The sequence below is a fragment of the Paraburkholderia hayleyella genome (genome assembly GCF_009455685.1).
GTDB classification, from domain to species: domain Bacteria; phylum Pseudomonadota; class Gammaproteobacteria; order Burkholderiales; family Burkholderiaceae; genus Paraburkholderia; species Paraburkholderia hayleyella.
In genome coordinates, this window is record NZ_QPES01000001.1 from 2,582,578 (window position 1) to 2,603,668 (window position 21,091).

The 21,091-nt window shown below is 65.7% G+C and carries 11 protein-coding genes and 1 pseudogene; 7 read left to right on the forward strand and 5 right to left on the reverse strand.

The window, feature by feature from the left end:
* The first annotated feature begins 6 nt into the window (after window positions 1-6).
* Together rpmG and nadB are read left to right on the forward strand one after the other, a co-directional pair.
* Window positions 7-174: a 50S ribosomal protein L33 gene (gene rpmG / locus GH657_RS11470; RefSeq protein WP_007180630.1), complete on the forward strand. Its 168-nt coding sequence runs from the start codon at window positions 7-9 to the stop codon at window positions 172-174.
* 244 nt (window positions 175-418) lie between these two features.
* Window positions 419-2,017, forward strand: coding sequence for an L-aspartate oxidase (gene nadB / locus GH657_RS11475; protein ID WP_153100876.1), 1,599 nt, complete (start codon window positions 419-421; stop codon window positions 2,015-2,017).
* A gap of 144 nt (window positions 2,018-2,161) precedes the next feature.
* Here the strand turns inward: nadB and nadC are convergent, their stop codons facing one another.
* From nadC to GH657_RS11500, 5 genes are all read right to left on the reverse strand, one after another.
* The gene (nadC, locus tag GH657_RS11480) at window positions 2,162-3,061 is read right to left on the reverse strand and encodes a carboxylating nicotinate-nucleotide diphosphorylase (protein ID WP_153101736.1); all 900 of its coding nucleotides are present in this window, start codon (window positions 3,059-3,061) and stop codon (window positions 2,162-2,164) included.
* On the reverse strand, window positions 3,061-4,197 hold the full coding sequence (nadA, locus tag GH657_RS11485) for a quinolinate synthase NadA (RefSeq protein WP_153100877.1): 1,137 nt from the start codon (window positions 4,195-4,197) through the stop codon (window positions 3,061-3,063). The genes nadC and nadA overlap by 1 nt, the downstream gene beginning before the upstream one ends.
* A gap of 114 nt (window positions 4,198-4,311) precedes the next feature.
* Window positions 4,312-5,508, reverse strand: a complete 1,197-nt coding sequence (locus GH657_RS11490) for a DesA family fatty acid desaturase (RefSeq protein ID WP_153100878.1) — start codon at window positions 5,506-5,508, stop codon at window positions 4,312-4,314.
* A 201-nt stretch (window positions 5,509-5,709) separates the two neighbouring features.
* On the reverse strand, window positions 5,710-7,059 hold the full coding sequence (locus GH657_RS11495) for a mechanosensitive ion channel family protein (RefSeq protein WP_153100879.1): 1,350 nt from the start codon (window positions 7,057-7,059) through the stop codon (window positions 5,710-5,712).
* Window positions 7,060-7,440: 381 nt separating this feature from the next.
* Complete coding sequence (locus GH657_RS11500) at window positions 7,441-8,391, reverse strand: helix-turn-helix transcriptional regulator (protein WP_153100880.1); 951 nt, start codon at window positions 8,389-8,391, stop codon at window positions 7,441-7,443.
* Window positions 8,392-8,600: 209 nt separating this feature from the next.
* Here GH657_RS11500 and GH657_RS11505 point away from each other — a divergent pair, with 209 nt between their 5' ends.
* The 5 genes and pseudogenes from GH657_RS11505 to GH657_RS11525 all read left to right on the forward strand — a co-directional run bounded on the left by GH657_RS11505 (window position 8,601) and on the right by GH657_RS11525 (window position 21,091).
* Window positions 8,601-10,691, forward strand: a complete 2,091-nt coding sequence (locus tag GH657_RS11505; RefSeq protein WP_153100881.1) for a TonB-dependent receptor — start codon at window positions 8,601-8,603, stop codon at window positions 10,689-10,691.
* A gap of 12 nt (window positions 10,692-10,703) precedes the next feature.
* Window positions 10,704-11,084 (forward strand): hypothetical protein, encoded by a 381-nt coding sequence (locus GH657_RS11510; protein WP_153100882.1) that lies wholly within the window; start codon window positions 10,704-10,706, stop codon window positions 11,082-11,084.
* Window positions 11,081-12,925, forward strand: coding sequence for an ABC transporter ATP-binding protein (locus GH657_RS11515; RefSeq protein WP_153100883.1), 1,845 nt, complete (start codon window positions 11,081-11,083; stop codon window positions 12,923-12,925). The genes GH657_RS11510 and GH657_RS11515 overlap by 4 nt, the downstream gene beginning before the upstream one ends.
* Window positions 12,922-14,412: pseudogene (locus GH657_RS18300) on the forward strand (ABC transporter ATP-binding protein); the annotation flags it as partial. The gene GH657_RS11515 and the pseudogene GH657_RS18300, both read left to right, overlap by 4 nt.
* A 304-nt stretch (window positions 14,413-14,716) precedes the next feature.
* A complete protein-coding gene (locus GH657_RS11525) occupies window positions 14,717-21,091 on the forward strand; it encodes a non-ribosomal peptide synthetase (RefSeq protein WP_153100884.1) in 6,375 nt (2,124 codons plus the stop codon).

The window sequence follows — 21,091 nt, forward strand, 5'->3', positions numbered from 1 at the left end:
TAAATCATGGCAAAAGGCGCACGCGACAAGATCAAGCTAGAATCGACCGCTGGCACGGGTCACTTCTACACAACCACCAAGAACAAACGCAACATGCCTGAAAAGATGCTGATCAAGAAATTTGATCCCGTCGTCCGCAAGCACGTTGAGTACAAAGAAACCAAGATCAAGTAATCCTCGATCTGGTTTCAGTCTGAAAAGACAACATGACACTAGCCCTGCATTCGTGCGGGGCTTTTGTTTTTCTGCGCGGGTTTTCGCTTCAGCGGTTCACCACCGCCCCTGTTTTTGCATCTGAACATTTGCGCTTAAAGCCTTTCGGCTAACGGATCGCCGTAACAGCCAGCAGCCAGCGCGTATTCTCTTTTCTTTACGCTGCCTGTCGCAGCAACCCTAAAGAATCTGGAGCTTTTCGGAGATGAATTTCGATGTCGCTATTGTCGGCAGCGGTCTGGCTGGCTTGAGTGTTGCCCTTAATCTCGCGCAAACCCGGCGAGTCGCTATCATCGCCAAGCGGCCCATGGCCGAAGGGGCCAGCGACTGGGCCCAAGGCGGCATCGCTGCCGTGCTCGATTCAGGCGACAGCATTGAAAACCACGTCCGCGATACGCTCATCGCCGGCGGTGGCCTGTGCGACGAAGCCAGCACGCGTTTCATCGTTGAACATGGCCGGGAAGCGATCGAATGGCTGATCAGCCAGGGCGTGCCCTTTACCCGCGATGATGCAGCCGAACTCGGTTTTCACCTGACGCGGGAGGGCGGACACAGCCACCGGCGCATCATTCACGCAGCCGATGCAACCGGCCATGCCGTGGTCGCTACGCTGGGCGAACGGGTGCGGCATCATCCGAACATCACGCTGCTGGAAAATCACTACGCCATCGACCTGATCACCTCGGACCGGCTGGGCCTGCCGGGGCGCTGCTGTCACGGCCTGTATGCCCTCGATCTCGCCACCAATCGCATTGTCACGATTGAAGCGCCCCACACCGTTTTAGCGACAGGCGGCGCAGGCAAGGTGTATCTGTACACCACCAATCCAGACACGGCCACCGGTGACGGCGTGGCGATGGCATGGCGCGCAGGCTGCCGCGTGTCGAACATGGAGTTCATCCAGTTCCACCCCACCTGCCTCTTTCATCCCTACGCCAAATCGTTCCTGATCTCCGAAGCCGTGCGCGGCGAAGGCGGCATTCTGAAGCTTGCCGACGGCACGCGTTTCATGCCCCATCACGACGAACGGGCTGAACTCGCACCGCGCGATATCGTGGCGCGCGCGATTGACTTTGAAATAAAAAAACGGGGCGTCGATTGCGTTTATCTTGATATCAGCCACCAACCCGCCGCGTTCTTGCACGAACATTTCCCAACCATCCTGGCCCGCTGCCTTGAATTCGGCATCGACATCACGAAAGAAGCGATTCCCGTCGTTCCGGCCGCGCATTACACCTGCGGCGGAGTGGTCACCGACCTGTCTGGCCGAACGGACCTGAGCGGCCTGTATGCCGTCGGCGAGACCGCATGCACCGGGTTGCACGGCGCCAACCGGCTGGCCAGCAATTCGCTGCTCGAATGCCTTGTCACGGGCCGCACAGCGGCGGCGGCAATCGAGCACGAGGGCTTCGGCGGCGCCATACACGCGCCCCTGCCCGACTGGGATGAAAGCCGGGTCTCCGATCCCGATGAAGAGGTCGTGGTCGCCCACAACTGGGACGAATTGCGCCGCCTGATGTGGAATTACGTCGGTATCGTGCGCACCGATAAGCGGCTGGCGCGAGCCAAACATCGGCTGATGCTGCTGCGCGACGAAATCCACGAGTACTACGCGAACTTCAAGGTCACCCGCGATCTGCTTGAGCTGCGCAATCTGGTGGAGGTGGCCACGCTGATTGTCGATAGTGCGCGTTCGCGGCGCGAAAGCCGCGGGCTCCACTACAGCCGCGACTGGCCGGCGACGCTGCCCAAAGCGCTACCCACGGTCCTCGCACCTGAACATATCCGCAATCGCAACGTGTAAGCGGGTCAGCCACAGTACAAAGTACAAAGGCCATCGAAACCGGGTTTCGATGGCCTTTTCCTTTTAAAACGGCGGCTTATTTCAGATCAACCGCACGTCGGCGCCGCATCAACCTCACCTCCGCGGCATCGCTCCGAAGCAGCATCAAACAATACGCATCGAGTAATCCGTCGCCCGGACGTCTTTGGTCAACGCCCCAACCGAAATACGATCAACCCCTGTTTCCGCGATGATCCGCACCGTTTCAAAACTCACCCCGCCCGATACCTCAAGCACCGCTTGCCCTCGAGCCATACGCACCGCATCGCGCATCGCGTCGAACGAGAAATTATCCAGCAGGACCGATTGCGCCCCATGCACCAACGCGGTGTCAAGCTGCTCAAGCGTTTCGACTTCGATCTGGATACTCACCCCCGCATCCAGCGCCAGCGCCGCATCCATGGCAGCACCCACCCCACCGGCCGCCGCGATATGGTTTTCCTTGATCAGAATGCCGTCGTACAACGCCAGCCGCTGGTTCTCACCGCCGCCAATGCGCACGGCGTACTTCTGCGCCAAACGCAGGCCCGGCAGCGTTTTACGGGTATCGAAAATACGCGCGGAGGTATGCGACACCGCTTCGGCATAGCGCCGGGTCGCGCTCGATACGCCCGACAAAAGCTGAAGAAAATTCAGCGCATTACGTTCGGCGGTCAATAATCCGCGCACCGGCCCATACAGCTCGCACACGGTTGAATCCGCCGCCATCCGCGCACCTTCGCGGTAATGCCAGCGCACCTCGATACGCGAATCGACCTGATGCAGCACCTCGTTAAACCAGAGCACACCGCATAACACCGCCGCCTCGCGCACCACGATACGCGCTGTGCGCATCGCCTCAGCAGGCACCAGACGCCCGGTCTGGTCCCCTGCGCCGATATCCTCGGCAAGCGCATCCATCACGTTGCGTCTCAGCGTGGCAGCGAAAATCTCGCCGTATTGAGCCCGGATTTGCCCGGATAACGGCGAAACAGGATCCAGCAACGTAGTGTCCAGTGCAGCCATCATGCCGCTCCCACATTAGAAAAAAGCATCCGATCGCGTGCCAGATCGCCGCTTGCCTGCACACGCGTCTTATGCCTGGCAGCGAAATCGAGCATCCGGTCGATCGGCAGTCTGGCCCGCTGGCCCAGCGCCGGGTCAATCAAGATTTCGTTATTTCCACTCTCAAGCACGCGAGCGAGATTGGCCAGACCGTTCATCGCCATCCACGGACAATGCGCACAGCTTTTGCACGTCGCGCTGTTGCCTGCGGTGGGTGCCGCGATGAACGTTTTGCCCGGTGCCGCGAGACGCATCTTGTGCAAGATACCCAGATCGGTGGCCACGATGAAATGCGTCGCGGGCAGCCGCTGGGCGGCGTCAATCAGTTGTGTCGTGGAGCCCACCACGTCGGCCAGCGCCACCACGCTCGCGGGCGACTCGGGATGCACCAGCACCCTGGCCTGCGGATATTGCGCGCGCAGCAAATCGAGTTCGATCCCTTTGAATTCGTCGTGAACGAGACATGAGCCTTGCCACAGCAACATATCGGCACCTGTCTTGTTCTGGATATAACCGCCTAGATGACGGTCCGGCGCCCAGATGATTTTTTCTCCGCGTGCATGCAGCTCGGCTACGATTTCAAGCCCGATCGACGACGTCACCATCCAGTCCGCTCGCGCCTTGACTGCCGCGCTGGTATTGGCATAAACCACCACGGTGCGGTCTGGGTGCGCATCGCAAAACGCGGAAAAATCATCAACTGGACAGCCCAGATCGAGCGAACACGTCGCATCCCGATCAGGCATCAGAATCCGCTTGGACGGGCTCAGAATTTTCGCCGTCTCGCCCATGAAGCGTACCCCTGCGACAACCAGCGTTTGCGCTTCGTGATCGCGACCAAAACGCGCCATTTCCAGCGAATCCGCCACGCAGCCACCGGTTTCATCGACCAGCTCCTGCAGCTCGGCATCGACGTAGTAATGCGCCACGAGCACCGCTTTTTCGCGGGCGAGTAAAGCGCGAATGCGTGTCTTGAGCGCGATCTTTTCTTCCGCTGAAGGTGTCTCCGGCACGCTGGCCCACGCTTCACCCACGCCACACGTCGTGCCCGACGCTTGCGGCCGGTCATATTCGACGCTCCTGATCGCCTGGTTCATGGTCTCCTCTGCCTTGGTTGATGCGCCTGCCGGGCTGTTTTACTAGCCCCAAATGCAAAAACCCCGCCAACGCGGGGTTTTTGTGACGTCATCGGATTTTAATGGAATTCAAGCTCAGGCGTAGCGGCGCAGCCGGGTTGCAAACTCCTGCAGGGCCTTGATGCCGCTTTGTTCAGCCCGCACACACCAGTCTTGTAACTGAAGCAGCAATTGTTCGCGTGAGGCATTCGAGCGCTCCCACATCGCGGCCAGCTCATTGCGCAACTCGATATACGTGCGCAGCTTCTGGCTGCTGGCGAAAATTTGTGGCAACTGGCGCTTCTGCGGCTCATCCAGGCCCGCTTCCTCCTTGTGAAACCAGCTACGCGCACCGCGGACCAGCAAGTACTTTTCGCGCGCGCCGACTTCCTTCAGATGCGCCAACTCCTGGCGGTAAGCCCGCTTGAGCGCTTTGCCATAACGGGCCATCACTTCGTAACGGTTTGCCAGCACGGCCTGCAAAGTATCCTGGTCAAGCACCAGCTTGCCCGCGGCCAAACGCGGCATCGGCGCGACTTTCTTGACCGTGGCCAAACGCAGCGCCGACAGAATCCGGATATACATCCAGCCAATATCGAACTCGTACCATTTGTTCGACAGCTTGGCCGAGGTCGCATAGGTGTGGTGGTTGTTATGCAACTCTTCGCCGCCAACCAGGATGCCCCACGGAAAGATGTTGGTGCTGGCATCCGATGAATTGAAATTGCGATAGCCCCAGAAATGGGCGAGGCCATTGATGACGCCCGCGGCCCAGAATGGGATCCAGATCATCTGCACCGCCCAGACCGTCAACCCCACCACGCCGAACAGCGCGACGTTGATGATCATCATCAGGCTCACGCCCAAAATCGGGTAACGGGTATAGACGTTGCGCTCCATCCAGTCATTGGGCGTGCCATGACTGAACCTGCGCATGGTTTCTTCGTTTTTGGCTTCGGCACGATAAAGCTCGGCGCCTTCCAGCAGCACCTTCCAGATGCCACGGGTTTGCGGGCTGTGTGGATCTTCTTCGGTTTCGCATTTGGCGTGGTGCTTGCGGTGAATCGCAGCCCACTGGCCCGTCAGCATGCCCGTGCTCATCCAGAGCCAGAGACGGAAGAAATGCGCCACCGCCGGATGCAGGTCCAGCGCGCGATGCGCCTGGCAACGGTGGAGATAGACAGTCACGCCGATGATCGTCACGTGTGTGACAGCGAACGTGTAGATAACGAGCTGCCACCAGGAAAAACGCAGCAGTCCGTGAGCCAGGAAGTCGAGCAGGGAATTCAGCAAGGCTATTTACCTTTTAGGTCGATGGCACCCTGGTGGAACAGCGGGTGTCAATGAAGGAAAGCGAATAAAAGCTTACAGCGCGGTTGGACGCCATTCTACGCGAAGCGTTCCCGTATATCGTCTGGAAAAAAATAGGGGCAATTTCTGCGGCTGGTGGAAATTCTGGCCCCCAATACCGGCCAGAGGCCTTCCCTCGTGGCCTCATGCGCCACGCGGCGGCGCGGCAAGGCTTGCGTCAGCCCCGTCATTCTGCGGCAATATGCCACCTGCATTGAGAATGCGGACTTCGCGCTGCGCAAAAGGAATCGAAATCTCGTGTTTGGCAAAGAGCCGCCAGATATTCAGATTGACCGCCGAGCGCACACTCACCGTGCCCGTCGCGGCATCTTCAATCCAGAAACCGAGTTCGAGATCAATGCCATCCGAGCCGAAATCCACCAGATAAGGCGCCGGCGCCGGCTCCTGCAAGATCCGCGGCACGTCTTGCGTGGCTTCGACGAGCAAGGCCATCGCTTGCGGCAGATCGGTTTCGTAAGCGACCTGGACTGCGACCTTGGCATAACCTTGCGTCTGGAATGACGATCTGTTTTGCACCACATCGGTGATGAGCTTTTCATTCGGAATCAGCGTTTCGACCCCGTCGAGGCCACGCACCACCGTATAGCGCGTACGAATCTGCGTCACCATGCCTTGCAAGCTGCTCACGTTGATCGTGTCGCCAATCCGCAGCGAGCGGTCGAGCAAGATAATGAAGCCCGAAACATAATTGCTGGCGATCTTCTGCAAGCCAAAGCCCAACCCCACACCCAGCGCACCGCCAAACACACCTAGCACCCGGATATCAATACCGACCAGCGACAGGCTGACCAGCACCGCCACCACCACCAGTAGCGCCCGCCCGAGCCGGGCCAGCACGACCTTGAGATTGGCGTCGAGCGAGCTGGCCCGCATCACACGATCTTCGAAGGCGGAACCGAGCCACATCGCCACGATCATCGTCACGCCCACCCACAGCACCCCCGAGAACAGCGACAGCAGCGACAGATGCGTGTTGGCGATACGAAAATGCACACTGCCCATCCAGGCCAGCACATCATCCTGAATGCCCATCACGGTCAACACCATGCCGATCCAGACCATCAGCGACACCAGCCGCTCAACCAGCGACAGCCAGGTCTGGTTTTCGCCATAGCGGCCAAACACGCGCCGGGCGAAAAAGAACACGATGTAAATCAGGCCGATGCCAAATAACGGCACCAGCGCCAGATTGAGCAACGCCGTATGCATGAACGGCGAGGTAATCGCCCGTGCCAGCCATACCAGCACCGCACCGATCAAGGGAAAAAACGCCCGGTTGAGGCTTTCCGCGCCAAAACGCAAGGCTTCGTAGCGCGTCTGGCGGCGCAAATCGAGATAGCGGCGCAACACCCGCGCCAGCACCCAGGCCAGCAGGAGTGTCACCAGCAACACGCCGGCCTGCCAGAGCATCGCGGGCTGGCCGTAGTCGCGCACAACGTCGCCAAACATATGAGAGAAGAAACGATCGGACATGACAGCCATGCTTGAACGATAAAGTGACAGTGAAGCGCGTCGGTCGACACGCCGGGGCGCAGCAGTGACAGGCACGCTGCGTCGTGCTGCTAAATCGTGCTGCTAAATTCAGGCGAGAAGACGATGCCTGCCCGCGGTCTCGTCCCGTCCTTTCGTGGCAGTTCCTTGCAGCAGTTCCTTACCGCCGCTCCCACAGTTCCCGCCGTGCTTCCGCCGTGCTTCCCGCCGTGCTTCTTTTACGCTCCGGGAACCCGGAGGCCAAGCCGGACATTCAGCCGCAAGGCAAACAAAACGCCAATCGGCAATGATACCTCGCGGACCGTTTTTAACAGGGGTTTAACAAACCTCACAGCGGCAAGGCATGGAGCCAGTACGGGAGAATCAACGGCTGCGGTAAGCGCGCGGGGTGACGCCATAGCGTTGCCGGAACTGCCGCGCAAGATGGCTCGCATGGGCGAAGCCGCAGCGCCAGGCGATTTCCTTGACGGGCAGCGCGCTTTCGTCAAGCAGCTTCACCGCATGCTCAAGCCGCCGTTCAAGCACGTAACCGTAGACTCCGGTGCCGAACAGCGTCTGGAAGCCCTGCTTCAGCGCATGATGCCCCAGGCCGACCGCGCGCCCGATCGTCGCCACTTCAAGCGGCTCCAGACAGTGCGCGTCGATGTACGCGCGAGCGCCGACCAGCAGCCGCCGCTCGCGGCCCGTCAGCCGGTCGGCTTGCGCGGCCGGCCCGCCGTGCGCGCCCTCGTCCCCGCCCGCGCCGCCGCTCAACCGGTGCGCGACCTGCCACAACACGGACAGTGCGTGACTCTCAAGCTTCAACAAATCGAGTGGACGCACGGGAATGCCGTCGTCGAACAAGGTCTGGGCAAACGCGCGCAGCTCGGGCGACATCGGCATCCGCGTCACACAAGCCCGCCGCGCCGGGTGCAGATAACGCTGCGCGCCCGGCTGTACCTCAAGCAGCAGCGGTGTCAGCGCGTCGAGCCAGTCTTCCCGATATTGCAGCAGCACCACTTTCAGACGGTGATAGGCGGGGAAATAATCGATCCCGCCAAAACGCTCCCACGCGCAGCTCAAATAGCACCAGCCCGGCTGATACAGGCACGGTGCCCCGCCATCCATCAGGAAGTGCCCACTGCCGTCAAGCATCATCGCTAGCGACACGTGCCGGCCCGCGTCGGCCGGCAACAGAATGTCGCTGCGGGGCATCTCGTCGACGAGGCAAATCCGCAAGTCCGCACTGATCCGTCCCCAGCGGATGCCGGGCATGGGTTTGATGTTCCGTTCGTCGGGCGAAACGACTCGGCATTGAGTGACTTCGGATGGCATGACTAACCTGCATCGAAACTTAATACGAGATACGAGAAACGCTTAGCGATCCTACTGGGGGCCCCACAATCCGCGCAGTATAAATAAGAATCGTTATTAACTACTGATTATGCTGTTTCGCTACCGATCGTGCGACTTTTCCGAGTCTTCGCGCCCTAGCCTTGCTGACTTGTTCATTACCGAAGCAAGCCACGCTAGCAAACGCCGTCATGCCGTCCATCCCATTTTTCGCTCGCCCCCCCTCGCGGTCTTCCGCTTTTTCGCCCGCGCTCATCGCGGCAGGCTTCGCACTGTCCGCCAGCGCGCTCGCACAACCGGCCAGCGACGTCCCAACGCTCGCACCGATCACCGTGTCCGCGGACAAGCGCGAGCAGGCCGTGAAGGACATCAACGGCAGCGTGGCGAGGGTGGGAGCCCAGGCGCTCGACGACGCGCAAGTTCACAGCACCGCCGGTCTCGCGCGCGTGTTGCCCGGCGTGCAGATCAGTGAGGCCGGCAGCGAGCTGTTTCCGATCGTCTCGGTGCGCGGCGTGGCGTCCGCGCAGGACTTCTACAACCCGGCCGTCACCTTCTACATCGATGGCGTCCCGCAGTTGCCAACGTTCTCGCTCCAGACGCTCACCGACGTCGAGCAGGTCGAACTGCTGCGTGGCCCGCAAGGCACGCTCTACGGCAAAAGCGCCGAGGGTGGCGTGATCGACATCGTCACGCGCAAGCCCGATGGCGAAACGCTCGCGTCGGTCGACGGCGGGCTCTCAAGCCGCCATGGCTACTACACGAAAGGCAACATCAGCGGCGCGCTCAAGCCAGGGTTGCTGTACGGCTCGCTGAGCGTCGTCGCCGATTCGCAGCCGGGCAACCTGAGCAACCCCGCGAGCGGCAGCAGCAATCTGGGCGGCGTCCGCAACCAGGCGGGGGCGGCGCGCTTGCGGCTCGCGCCGGAGGGCAAGCCGTGGGAGATCAACGTCGGCGTGAGCGCCGAATGTAGCCGCGCTCAGCAGGACGTGTATCTGCCGTTCAACGCGGTCGATACCAAGACGCTGTCGAGCGCGAGCCCAGGCACGCCGGACCCGAGGATGCACCGCTGCAGCAACAGCGAATCGCTGGCCGGCAGCTACCGCTTCGGCGACTGGCGGCTGAGCGGGGTCGCCGCGTGGCAGAACGTCCATTTTTCGCGCACGTTCCCGTACGGCCCGTACCTCGCCGACCAGCCGGAGCGCTGGCGGCAAAACACGCAGGAAATCAAGCTCGCCACGCAAGGCAAAGGCCGCCCGTGGGACGCCGTGTTCGGCCTGTACCGGCAAGACGTGATGCAGCAGCGCACGTCGACGTTCTATCAGTTCACCCCCACTGTCGTGCCCGGGGCGGTGACGCGCTCGAACAACGATAGCCAGACGCTCGCCGTCTACGGCGACGGCACCTGGCACGTCACGCCAGCGTTCGATCTCGGCGGCGGCGTGCGCGTCTCGCGCGATTCCGCGAACACGCGCTTCGACAACCGCTATCTCGGTGCCCTCCAATTCGACGGAGACGGCAGCGACAGCCGGTATCACGTGCTTGGGCAACTGTCCGCCGGTTACTGGCTGACCCCCGCGTGGCGCGTCTACGCGCGCATCGCCCAGGGTTACAAGCCGCTCGGCTACAACCTCGCGCCAGCAGCGCTGGCCGATGCACGGCCGTTCGCTGCGCAAACGTCGATGAACTACGAGCTCGGCGCACGCTACGAGCACGGCGACGTGAGCCTCCAGGCCGCGCTCTTCCGGACGCAAACCCGCGACATGCAGTTGTACGTCGGCGCGGTCGGCGCGCAGACGATCAGGAACGCGGGCCACGCTTACGCGAACGGCCTGGAGTTCAACACCGGCTGGCGCTTCCTGCCCGGCTGGTCGCTGGGCCTGGACGGCACCGCCGCCGCAGCGAAGTTCAGCCGCTTCGACGCGGGCAATGGGATCAGCTATGGCGGCAACCGCGTGCCATTCGTTCCGCGCTACAGCTTCGGCGCGCACCTGCAAGGACGGATCGGTACGCGCTATGGCGCACTGCGCCCGGGGCTCGACGTAAGGAGTGTCGGCCCGCAGGATTTCGACGTCGCCAACTCGCTGAGCCAGCCGTCTTACACGACCGTTGATGTTCGCCTCGGCTGGCGGCCGAACTCGCGCATCGAACTGACCGCGTACGCGCTCAACCTGACGAACCGGCTGTACCGGACCTACGCATTCACAGGCGGCCCCGGCCTCGCCTACGCGCAGATCAACATGGGGCGCACCGTCGGCGTCAATCTCCACCTCGACTTTTTCTGAGGAGGCAAGGCCATGGCCGAATCCATCGAAGTCATCGAAGTCATCGAATCCATCAAGCCTGTCGATACCCCTGCCTGGCCGATCGTCCAGCTTCACCGGCCTGAGCCCGTGCCCGACGCACAAGCCGAGGCGCTGCTCGTCCAGATCGAGGCGCTTGATGCGCGCGGCGAACCGTTCGCGCTGCGGATGAGCAACGCCATCGAGCTGCAACGGCGCGGGTGTATCCGCGCGGTGCGGATCGAAGCCGATGCCGCGACGCGGGGGGCGTTCGAAGTACGGATGCGCGCCCGGGCGAAATCGGTCAAGCCGCCCCATCCGTATGCGATCGTCGCAACCGATGCACAAGCCGTCGCACACGCGCAGGCCTGGCTCGCGCACAGGAATGCGTCATGAGCCCAGGCGTGCATCGGGCACCCGAGCGAGGCGTCGGCAAGGCGGATGCCGATACGCGTGCGCTAACGCTCCCCGGCTTGCTGCGGCTCGCTCCCCTGCCCCTCGGGGCCGCCGCCGCACTGGCGGTTTTAGCGGCGGCGCTCAATCTGCTGCCGCTCTGGTGTGTCTACCAGATCGCCGTCGTGCTGCTGGCGCCGACGCCCGACCCGGCTGCGGCACTGCGCTTCGCGCTGTACGCGCTCGCGGCGAGCGCGCTGCGCGCCGCCGCGATGAGCGCGAGCCACATTGCCGCTCATCTGGGCGCGATCAATCTGCTGCACCGGCTGCGTGTGCGCCTCGCGCGGCACCTCGGCGCAGTGCCACTGGCGTTCTTCGGCGCGCAGGGATCAGGCTCGCTGCGCCGCACGCTCGGCGATGACGTCGCCTCGCTCGAAGGCTTCCTCGCGCATCTGCTGCCCGACGCCACCGCCGCCGCCGCGATGCCGCTCGCCGCGTTGGCGCTGCTGTTCGCGGCCGACTGGCGGCTCGCGCTCGCATCGCTCGCGCCGCTGCTGCTGGCGCTTTGCGCGCAGCGGCTCGCCATGCGTGGCGCGGCGTCCCGGATGCGCGAATGGGACGCGTTGCAACGGCGGATCTCGGATGAGCTCGGCGAGTACGTGCGTGGCGTCCACGTCGTGAAGAGCTTCGGCGTCTCTGCCGAACGCTTCGGCCAGTTGGCCGCAAGCATTCGCGGCGCAGCCGCGTGGGTCGCCGCGTTCTCGCGCGCCGCATCGCTGGGCTGGGTGATGTTCGCCTCCCTGATCTCGGCCAACCTGATCGTCGTCGCTCCGCTCGGCGCCTGGCTTTACGTGCGTGGATCGCTGGATCTGGCGACGTATCTGCTATTTCTGCTCGTCGCGCCAGCCGTGCTGCTGCCGCTGTTGCGGTTGACCTTCGCGGCCGGTGAGCAGAACCGCCGCGCCGAAGCGCTGGCGCGGGTCAATGCGGTGCTCGGCGCACCCGTGCTGCGCGAAACACCCGGCGCACGCGTGCCGGATCAGCCGCTCGACATCGCCTTCGAGCAAGTCGCCCATGCCTACGACGGACGCGCCGCGCTCGCCGACGTCAGCTTCATCGCCCGCGCCGGGGAACTGACCGCCATCGTCGGCGCGAGCGGCGCGGGCAAGACCACAGTCGCGCGGCTCGTCTCGCGCCTCGCCGAGGCCGACGCGGGCCACGTGACGCTCGGTGGCCTCGACGTGCGCGACTGGCCGCTCGACGCGCTGTGCGAGCAGGTCGCAACGGTATTCCAGGACGTTCACCTGTTCCCTGGCAGCGTGCTCGACAACCTGCGCGCTGGCCGCGCCAACGCGAGCCGCGACGAAGTCATCGCCGCCGCCCGCGCGGCGTGCGCGCACGCGTTCATCGAGCGGCTCCCGCAGGGCTACGACACCTTGCTCGGCGAACGAGGCGCGCGTTTGTCCGGCGGCGAACGCCAGCGCTTGTCGATCGCCCGCGCGCTGCTCAAGGATGCCCCGGTGCTCGTGCTGGACGAGGCCACCGCCTATGCGGACGCCGAGAACGAAGCGCTGATCCAGCAAGCGCTCACGGCACTGTGCCGCGGCCGCACCGTGCTGACGATCGCGCACCGGCTGCACACCATCGTCGACGCCGAGCGCATCGTCGTGCTCGACGCGGGCCGCGTGGTCGGCAACGGCCGTCATGCTCAATTGCTGGCCGAGTGCCCGACCTACCGGCAACTGTGGCGCGACCACAACCGTGCGCGCGACTGGCGGCTCGGTGAGCGGCAAGACGGCCTCGCCCGCGGCGAGCGGAACGCCGAGCCGGAGGCCCACGCATGATCCGCGAACTGCTGCAAGCCGGCTACCGGCTCTCGGGCGAACACGACGCGCGTCTCGCGCGGGGCCTGGCGCTCACCGTGCTCGAGGGGCTGCTGAGCGCCGCGCCCTATCCGCTCCTCTACCTGCTGCTGCGGCGCGTGTTCGGCGGCTCCGCCAGCCCGGCTGCGATTGCCGCCCTCGCCGCAGGCATGCTGCTGTGCCTGCTCGCGCGGATCGCCGTCGGCGCGCGGGCGCTGCCGCTTGTCTTCAGCGGCGCCTACGCGATGATGGGCGAAGCGCGAATCCGGATCGCCGAACATCTGCAACGGCTGCCCATGGGCTGGTTCTCGCAGGCGCGGACCGGCGATCTTGGCGCACGGCTCACCGGCGATCTCGAGCTTGTCGAGCACCTGTGGTCGCATTTTCTCGGCGTGTTCGCCTCGGGCCTCGCCATGGCCGGCTTCCTGCTGCTGTTTCTCTGCTGGCTCGATGCGCGTCTCGCGCTGACCGTCCTCGCGCTCCTGCCACTCGCCGCGCTCGCGCTCTGGTGGGGCCAGCGCCTCGCCGCGCGCGAGAGCCCTGCGCTCGCACGCGCGGCAGGCAATGCCCAGGCCGAGTTGCACGACTATGTCGAGGGGATCGCGGTGATCCGCAGCTTTGGCCGCTTCGGCGCGGCGTGGTCGCGTGTCGAGTGTGCGCTGCGCCAGCAGCGCGATGCGGCGTTGCGACTCGAGCTCAAGCCCGCGCCATGGCTCGGTGCATTCGGCTTTGCGCTCGAAGCGGGCTTCGTGCTGATGGTGCTGGCGGGGACTTACCAGGTTGCAGGCGGCAGCCTGCGCGTGGACACACTGCTGAGCTTCGCCGTGCTGTCGCTACCGCTCTATCGCCAGTTGTACGACATCGGCTTCACCACGCTGCTGCTGCGCTTCGCCCGGCGTGCGCTGGAGCGGATCGAAGCGCTGCTCGACGAGCCATCGCTGCCGGAGCCTGCCACGCCGCGCAAACCCGACGGCTACGAGATCGTGTTCGATGGCGTCGGCTTCGCTTACGGCAGCGGCGAGCCTCGGGTACTCGACACCCTCAGCTGCACGCTGCCCGAACGCACGCTGACCGCGATCGTCGGCCCGAGCGGCGCGGGCAAGAGCACGCTCGTCCATCTGATCGCGCGCTTGTGGAATGTCGAGCAAGGCGCGATCCGGATCGGCGGTGTCGATGTGCGCGAGATCGGCACCGACGTGCTGCACGCGCAGGTCTCGATGGTGTTCCAGGACGTCGTACTGTTCTCCGGCACCGTGCTCGAGAACCTGCGGCTCGGCCGGCCTGGCGCGACACGCGACGACGTGATCGCGGCCGCCCGGCTTGCGCATGCGCACGGCTTCATCGAGCGCTTGCCGCATGGCTATGACACGCGGCTCGGCACCGGCGGCGCGGCGCTGTCGGGCGGCGAGCGCCAGCGCCTGTCCATCGCCCGCGCGCTGCTGAAAGACGCACCGATCCTGCTGCTCGACGAAGCGACTGCGAGCGTCGATCCGTCCGCCGAGGCCGAAATCCAGCAGGCGCTCAGCGCGCTCGTGCGCAACCGGACAGTCGTCGTGATCGCGCACCGGCTGCGCAGCATCGCGCATGCCGACCAGATCCTCGTGCTCGACAACGGCCGGCTCGTCGAGACCGGGCAGCACGACGCACTCATTGCCGCCGGGGGCGTCTATGCCCGTCTCTGGCAATGCGAGGCTCACGCGCACAACTGGCGCCTGCCCGTGTCCCCCCGCCCGAGCGCAACCGGCTCACTGACTGACTCGCAGGAGAACGCGCATGTCCGAGACACCCCGCCACCTCGAAGCCGCGCACGTTGTCGAGACGGGCGACGGCGTGAGGCTCGATGCAGCCTTGCACCACGCCCTCGCCGCCGAACTGCGGCTCGCGCCGGAGCAACTCGATCCGCACGCCAGCCTGCTGCAGCTCGGCCTGGATTCGATTCATCTGATGGCGTGGCTCGACCGGCTGCGCGTCGATGGCCATCCGCTCACGCTGCGCGAGCTGTATCGTGAACCGACGCTCGCCGGGTGGAGCCGCCTCATCGCGCGGCGCACGCCGCCACCCGACCGTGCCTCCTGCCTGCCCTGCCTGCCCTACACGCCAGCCGCGTCGTGGCCGACAATGCGCGACGGCGTTCCGTTCGAACTGACGCCGGTCCAGCACGCGTACCTGGTGGGTCGCTCGCCGCAGCAGACGCTCGGCGGAGTCGGCTGTCACCTGTACCAGGAGTTCGACGGCACAGGGCTCACCGCTGACGCGCTTGAGCGCGCGGTCGATACCTTGCTCGCCCGCCACCCGATGCTGCAAGTTGCCTTTCTTCCGGACGGCCGACAGCAGTGGCTTGAGCGGCCCGTCTGGCCAGGCGTCGCGGTCCACGATCTGCGCGAGCTGAGCGCGCCGGAGCAGGAACGCCGCCTGCTCGCGTTGCGGGACACGCTCAGCCATCGCGTGCTGGAAGTCGAACGTGGCGCAACCTTCGACTTCCAGCTAACGCTGCTGCCGCAAGGCCGCCACCGTCTGCACGTCAACCTGGATCTGCTCGTGCTTGACGCCGCGAGCTTCACGCTGATCTTCGAAGAGCTCGCCGCGCTTGTCTCCGGCCGCGCGCTGCCGCCAGCCGATTCGCGTTACGACTTCCGCAGCTATCTGGCCCAGACGCGCGAGCAGACGCGCGAGGCCCGTGAACACGCGATCCGCTACTGGCGCCACCGGCTGCCGACGTTACCGGCCGCGCCCGAGCTACCGCTCGCGCAAGAGCCCGGGCGCATCACAGCAGTCCGGATCCAGCGCCGCCGCGCCGAACTCGATGCCGCGACATGGCGCGCGTTCAAGCAGCACGCGGGCGCCTGCGGGGTGACGCCGACGATGGCGCTCGCCACGGCGTTCGGCGCGGTGCTCGCGCGCTGGAGCGGCCAGTCGCGGCTGCTATTGAACCTGACCCTGTTCGACCGGCAGCCGCTCGATCCGGCGGTCGAGCGGATGATCGCGGATTTCACCCGCATCCTGCTTCTCGACCTTGCATGCGCGGGCGAAGGCGCAAGCGCGACCTTCGACGCGCTCGCACGTGCGAACCAGGACGCGTTCACCGAGGCTCACGAACAGCGCCACTGGTCGGGCGTTGAAGCGCTGCGGGAACTGAAAAAGGAGAATCGCCATCCACACGGCGCGCCGGTCGTGTTCACGAGCAACCTGGGCCGCCCGCTCTACGGCGACGGCAGCGAAAGCGTGCTGGGCGAGCCCGCCTGGGGAATCTCGCAAACGCCCCAGGTGTGGCTCGACCATCTCGCGTTCGAACACCGCTCGTCGGTATGGCTGCAATGGGACAGCAACGATGCGCTGTTCCCGCCCGGCCTGATCGAGGCCCTGTTTAACGCCTACACGGCGCTCGTGCACCAGCTCGCCGCCGAACCGGACGCGTGGCGCGCAGCGCTGCCGGACCTGATGCCGCAAGCCCAGCGCGACACCCGCGAGCGCGTGAATGCGACCGGGCGGCCGGTGCCCGAAGGGCTGCTCCACGAAGCGTTCTTTCGCCTGGCTGAACGCACGCCGGATGCCGTGGCACTGCTCCACGGCGAAGTGCAACTGAGTTTTGCCGAACTGGCCGAGCTCGCGCGGCGCTGCGCTGGCGCGTTGGCCGCGCACGGCGTACCTGCCGGGGCGACGGTTGCAATCAGCATGCCGAAGGGAATCGGCCAGATCATCGCGGTGCTGGGCACGCTCTACGCGGGCGCGGTCTACGTGCCTGTGCCGCTCGACCAGCCGCTCGCCCGGCGCCGCAAAATCTACAAGGACGCGGGTGTTGCGCTTGTGCTCGTCGATGCCGAGGTCGAGGTCGAGGTCGATGCCAGCAACGACGCGAGCGCAACCCGCGATGCCACCGATGCCACCGATGCCGCACGCTATCTCAACTGGCGCCACGCCGTGCGCAGCGAGCCGCTTGCCGCTCCCATCGGGTGCGCCCCCGCCGGGCCTGCTTACGTGATCTACACATCCGGCTCGACAGGCATGCCGAAGGGCGTCGTCATCTCGCACCGGGGGGCGCTCAACACCTGCGACGACCTGAACCGCCGCTACCGGGTCGGCCCAGGCGAGCGCGTACTCGCGCTCTCGGCACTGCACTTCGACCTCTCGGTCTATGACATCTTCGGTGTGCTCGGCGCGGGCGGCGCACTCGTGCTGCTTGACGAGCGCGAGCGGCGCGATCCCTCCGTCTGGTGCCAACTGATCGAGCGCCATCAGGTCTCGCTCTGGAACAGCGTGCCCGCGCTGTTCGACATGCTGCTCACCTACAGCGAAGGCTTCGCGCTCGACGCACCGTCGCGGCTGCGCGTGGCGCTCCTCTCCGGCGACTGGATCGGGCTCGATCTGCCCGCCCGCTATCGCGCCTTCCGTCCCGATGGCGCATTGGTCGCGTTGGGCGGCGCGACCGAGGCGTCGATCTGGTCGAACGCGTTCGACGTGCGCGACGTGCCGCCCGCGTGGCGCTCGATCCCGTATGGCTTCCCGCTCACGAACCAGCGCTATCGCGTCGTCGACGCGCTCGGCCGCGACTGCCCCGACTGGGTGCCTGGCGAGTTGTGGATCGGCGGCGTCGGCGTCGCGCCCGGTTACTTCAACGACGCCGAACGCAGTGCGCAGCAGTTCGTGCAGGCAGCCGGCGAGCGCTGGTACCGGACGGGCGACCTCGGCTGCTACTGGCCCGATGGCACGCTTGAGTTTCTCGGCCGGCGCGACAAGCAGGTCAAGATCGGCGGCTACCGGATCGAGCTCGGCGAGATCGATGCCGCGTTAGCCCGGATCGACGGCATCAAGAGCGGCATCACGCTCGCGCTTGGCGAACGCGAGAAATCGCTGGCCGCGTTCGTCGTCGTGGCCGGGAACCGGCTGTGCACCGAGCGGCAGCCCGACCCGGCGCTGCCGTCCGACTACGGCGCCCTGTTCGATCCCGGCCACACGGGTGCAAGCCTGGCAAGCAACCTCCGCCACGCAACGGACGCCAGCGAGTCGCACGAGGCCTATGACGCGCGTGTCGCGCGGCTCGTTGCCGATTTCCTGCACGAGCATCTGCAACGGCAAGGCTTCGACTTCGCCGAGCCGCTCGACGCCGATGCGCTGCGCGCCCGCTACCGCGCGGCGCCCCGGTGGCGCGGCCTGTTCGCGCGCTGGCTCGCGCTGCTCGACCAGGCGGAGCGCCTGCAAGGCGATGCCGACGGCCGCCGTGTGCGCGGACCGCACTACGAGACGCACGCGCTGCCGCTTGAGCCCGCCGAGCCACTCTTCGGGCTTGCTGACGCGCTGGCCTCGCAACACGCCGCGCTGGCCGCGATCCTGCGCGGCGAGCGCGCCGCCGAGACCCTGCTCGACCACCCGCTGCTCTCGCCCGAAAGCCTGCTGCAAAACGACGACGGCAACGCCGAGACACTCACCGCCCTGGCGGAGGCGCTCGAACGGATGTCGCGCGAACTCGGGCGGCCGGTGCGAGTCGTCGAGGCGGGCGCGCGCAGCGGCCTCGGTGGCGCGGCGCTGCTCGAACGCGTCGGCCAGGGCGTGCTCGTCTACACCGCGCTCGACGAATCGCAAGAAATGGTGCTGCGCGCCCGCGAGCGCCTCGCCGCCTATCCGCAGGCGGACGTGCGCCGCTGGGATGCCGCAGCCGACACCGCGTTGCGGCACAGCGCCGACGTGGTCCTGGCGAACAACGTGCTGCACCGCCTCGGCACTGCAACGCTCGGCCGGATCGTGGCGCTGGCCGCACCGTCCGCGCTGCTGCACGTGCTGGAGCGGCGCGCTGCGTCGGCGCTCACCCTCGTCGGCGCCGACCTGCTAAACACGGACGATGACGGCGCGAGCACACCACTGCGCGACGGCGCTGCATGGCGTGCGCTGTTCGACGCGCACGGACTGCATCACGAGCGAGCCGACCTCATCGGCGCGCAACAGCGCTTCGTGCTGCGCGCCCGTGCGCATCTGGCGCAGCCGGACCCCCAGAAGATCGGCGCGGCGCTCGCGGCACAGTTGCCGTCGTACATGCTGCCGCAGCGGCTCTATTGTCTCGACGCGCTGCCGCTCACGGCCAACGGCAAGATCGACCATGCCGCGCTCGCCGCCCTCGCCGTGCAACCTACCGTGCCGAACTGCACCGGCGAAGCGCCCAACGGCACTGCCGAACAGGCGCTGGCCGGGCTCTGGCAAACGTTGCTTGAGGCTCCCACGGTGCACCGGCGCAGCGATTTTTTCGAGCTAGGCGGCGACAGCCTGCTGGCGACCCGGCTGATCGGCGCGTTGCGCCAGCTCGGCTACGACGCGCAACTCGGCGACCTGTTCGACTACCCGGCGCTGGCCGCCTTCGCGGCCACGCTACGCCAAGGCGCCGCGCCCACCCCACGCTCGCTACGGCACGACGCAGCGGCACGGTATACGCCATTCGCGCTGACCGAGGTCCAGCAGGCGTATCTGGTCGGCCGCCAGCCAGGCTTTGCGCTGAGCGGCGTCGGCTCGCAGTTTTTTGTCGAATTCGAAGTCGAAGATCTCGACCTGCCACGCTTCGAGGCAGCGTGGCGCTGGCTGATCGAGCGTCACGACATGCTGCGCGCGATCATCGTCGATGGCCGGCAGCAAGTGTTGCCGCACGTGCCGGACTTCGTGCTGCGCTACCACCGCCTGGTGAGCCTCGACTCAGCCGACGCGTTCGCGCTGCGCACCGCGCTCGCGCACCAGGTGCTGGATCCCTCGCACTGGCCGGTGTTCGACGTGCAGGCAGCCGGTGACGGTGGCCGTCTGACCCGGGTCTACGTCTGCCTCGATAACCTGCTGCTAGACGGCCTGAGCATGCAGATCCTGCTGGCCGAGCTGGAGCAGCGTTATCTCGCTCCGGACAGCGCACCGCCGCCGCTCGAAATCGGCTTCCGCGACTATCTCGAACAGGCCGCCGGCCTGCGCGCGAGCGAAGCCGCACAGGCGGTACAGGCGGCCCGCACTTACTGGCGGCGGCGTCTCGATGGCCTGCCCCCGGCCCCGCAACTGCCGCTCGCGCGTGCGCCCGCCGAGATCGGCGTGCCACGCTTCGGGCGGCTATCCGGGTGCCTGACGGCGGAGCGCTGGCAGGCGCTGAAAACGCATGCGGCCGCCGTGCGGATCACGCCGTCGGCGCTGCTGCTGTCCGCCTTCGCCGCGGTGCTGTCCGCGTGGAGCGCGCGCCGCGACCTGTGCGTGAACCTGACGCTGTTCGACCGCCGCCCGGTTCATCCGCAGATCGAACGCGTACTCGGCGATTTCACCTCGCTGCTGCTCGTCGCCTGGCAGCCTGACGAACACTGGCTGGATAGCGCGCAGCGTCTGCAACAGCGGCTCTGGCGCGATCTTGAACAGCGCGACGTCTCCGGGCTCTGGGTGATGCGCGAGCTGGCGCTGCGGCGCGGCCGTGCATCGACCGAGATGCCGGTCGTGTTCACGAGCGCGCTCGGCTTCGACACCGATCGCTTCCTCGCGCACGCGTCGTGGCTAAAACCACGCTGGGGCATCTCGCAAACGCCGCAGGTCTGGCTCGACCACCAGGTCTACGAGTCCGAAGGAGAACTGCGCTTCAATTGGGACGTGGTCGAAGCGTTGTTCGAGCCGGACCTGCTGCGCGCGATGTTCGGCCAGTATGTCGCGCTCCTGCACCGTCTCGCCGATGAGGCGCCCGCGTGGCGTCTGCCGCTCGATACGCTGGTGCCGCGCGCCACGCAGGCGCTCGCGCAGTATGCGGACAAGCCCGCCGCACCGGCTCCTGGCCCGATTGTGCCAACGCCAGCGTCAGCACCAGCGCCAGGGCAGGCCGCCCTGGCGAACGAGGCAACCCAGGCGCTCATCGACACGCTGCGCGGGCACTTTCATCAGGTGGTCGGCAGCCCGATCGCCGCTGGGCAAAACTTCTTCGAAGCCGGGGCCACGTCGCTGAAACTGGTGCAGCTTCACATCCAGTTGCAGCAGGCAGGCTATGGAGCACTGACGCTCACCGATCTCTTCGCGCATCCCTCGCCGCAGGCGCTCGCCGCCCTGCTGGCCGGTGCCGCCCCGCTGGCAGACCCGCGCGCAATACGGCACACGCAACGGCACACGCGGCACAACGAGCGCCACACGCGTCGTACACGCCGCCAGGGAGCCGCGTGA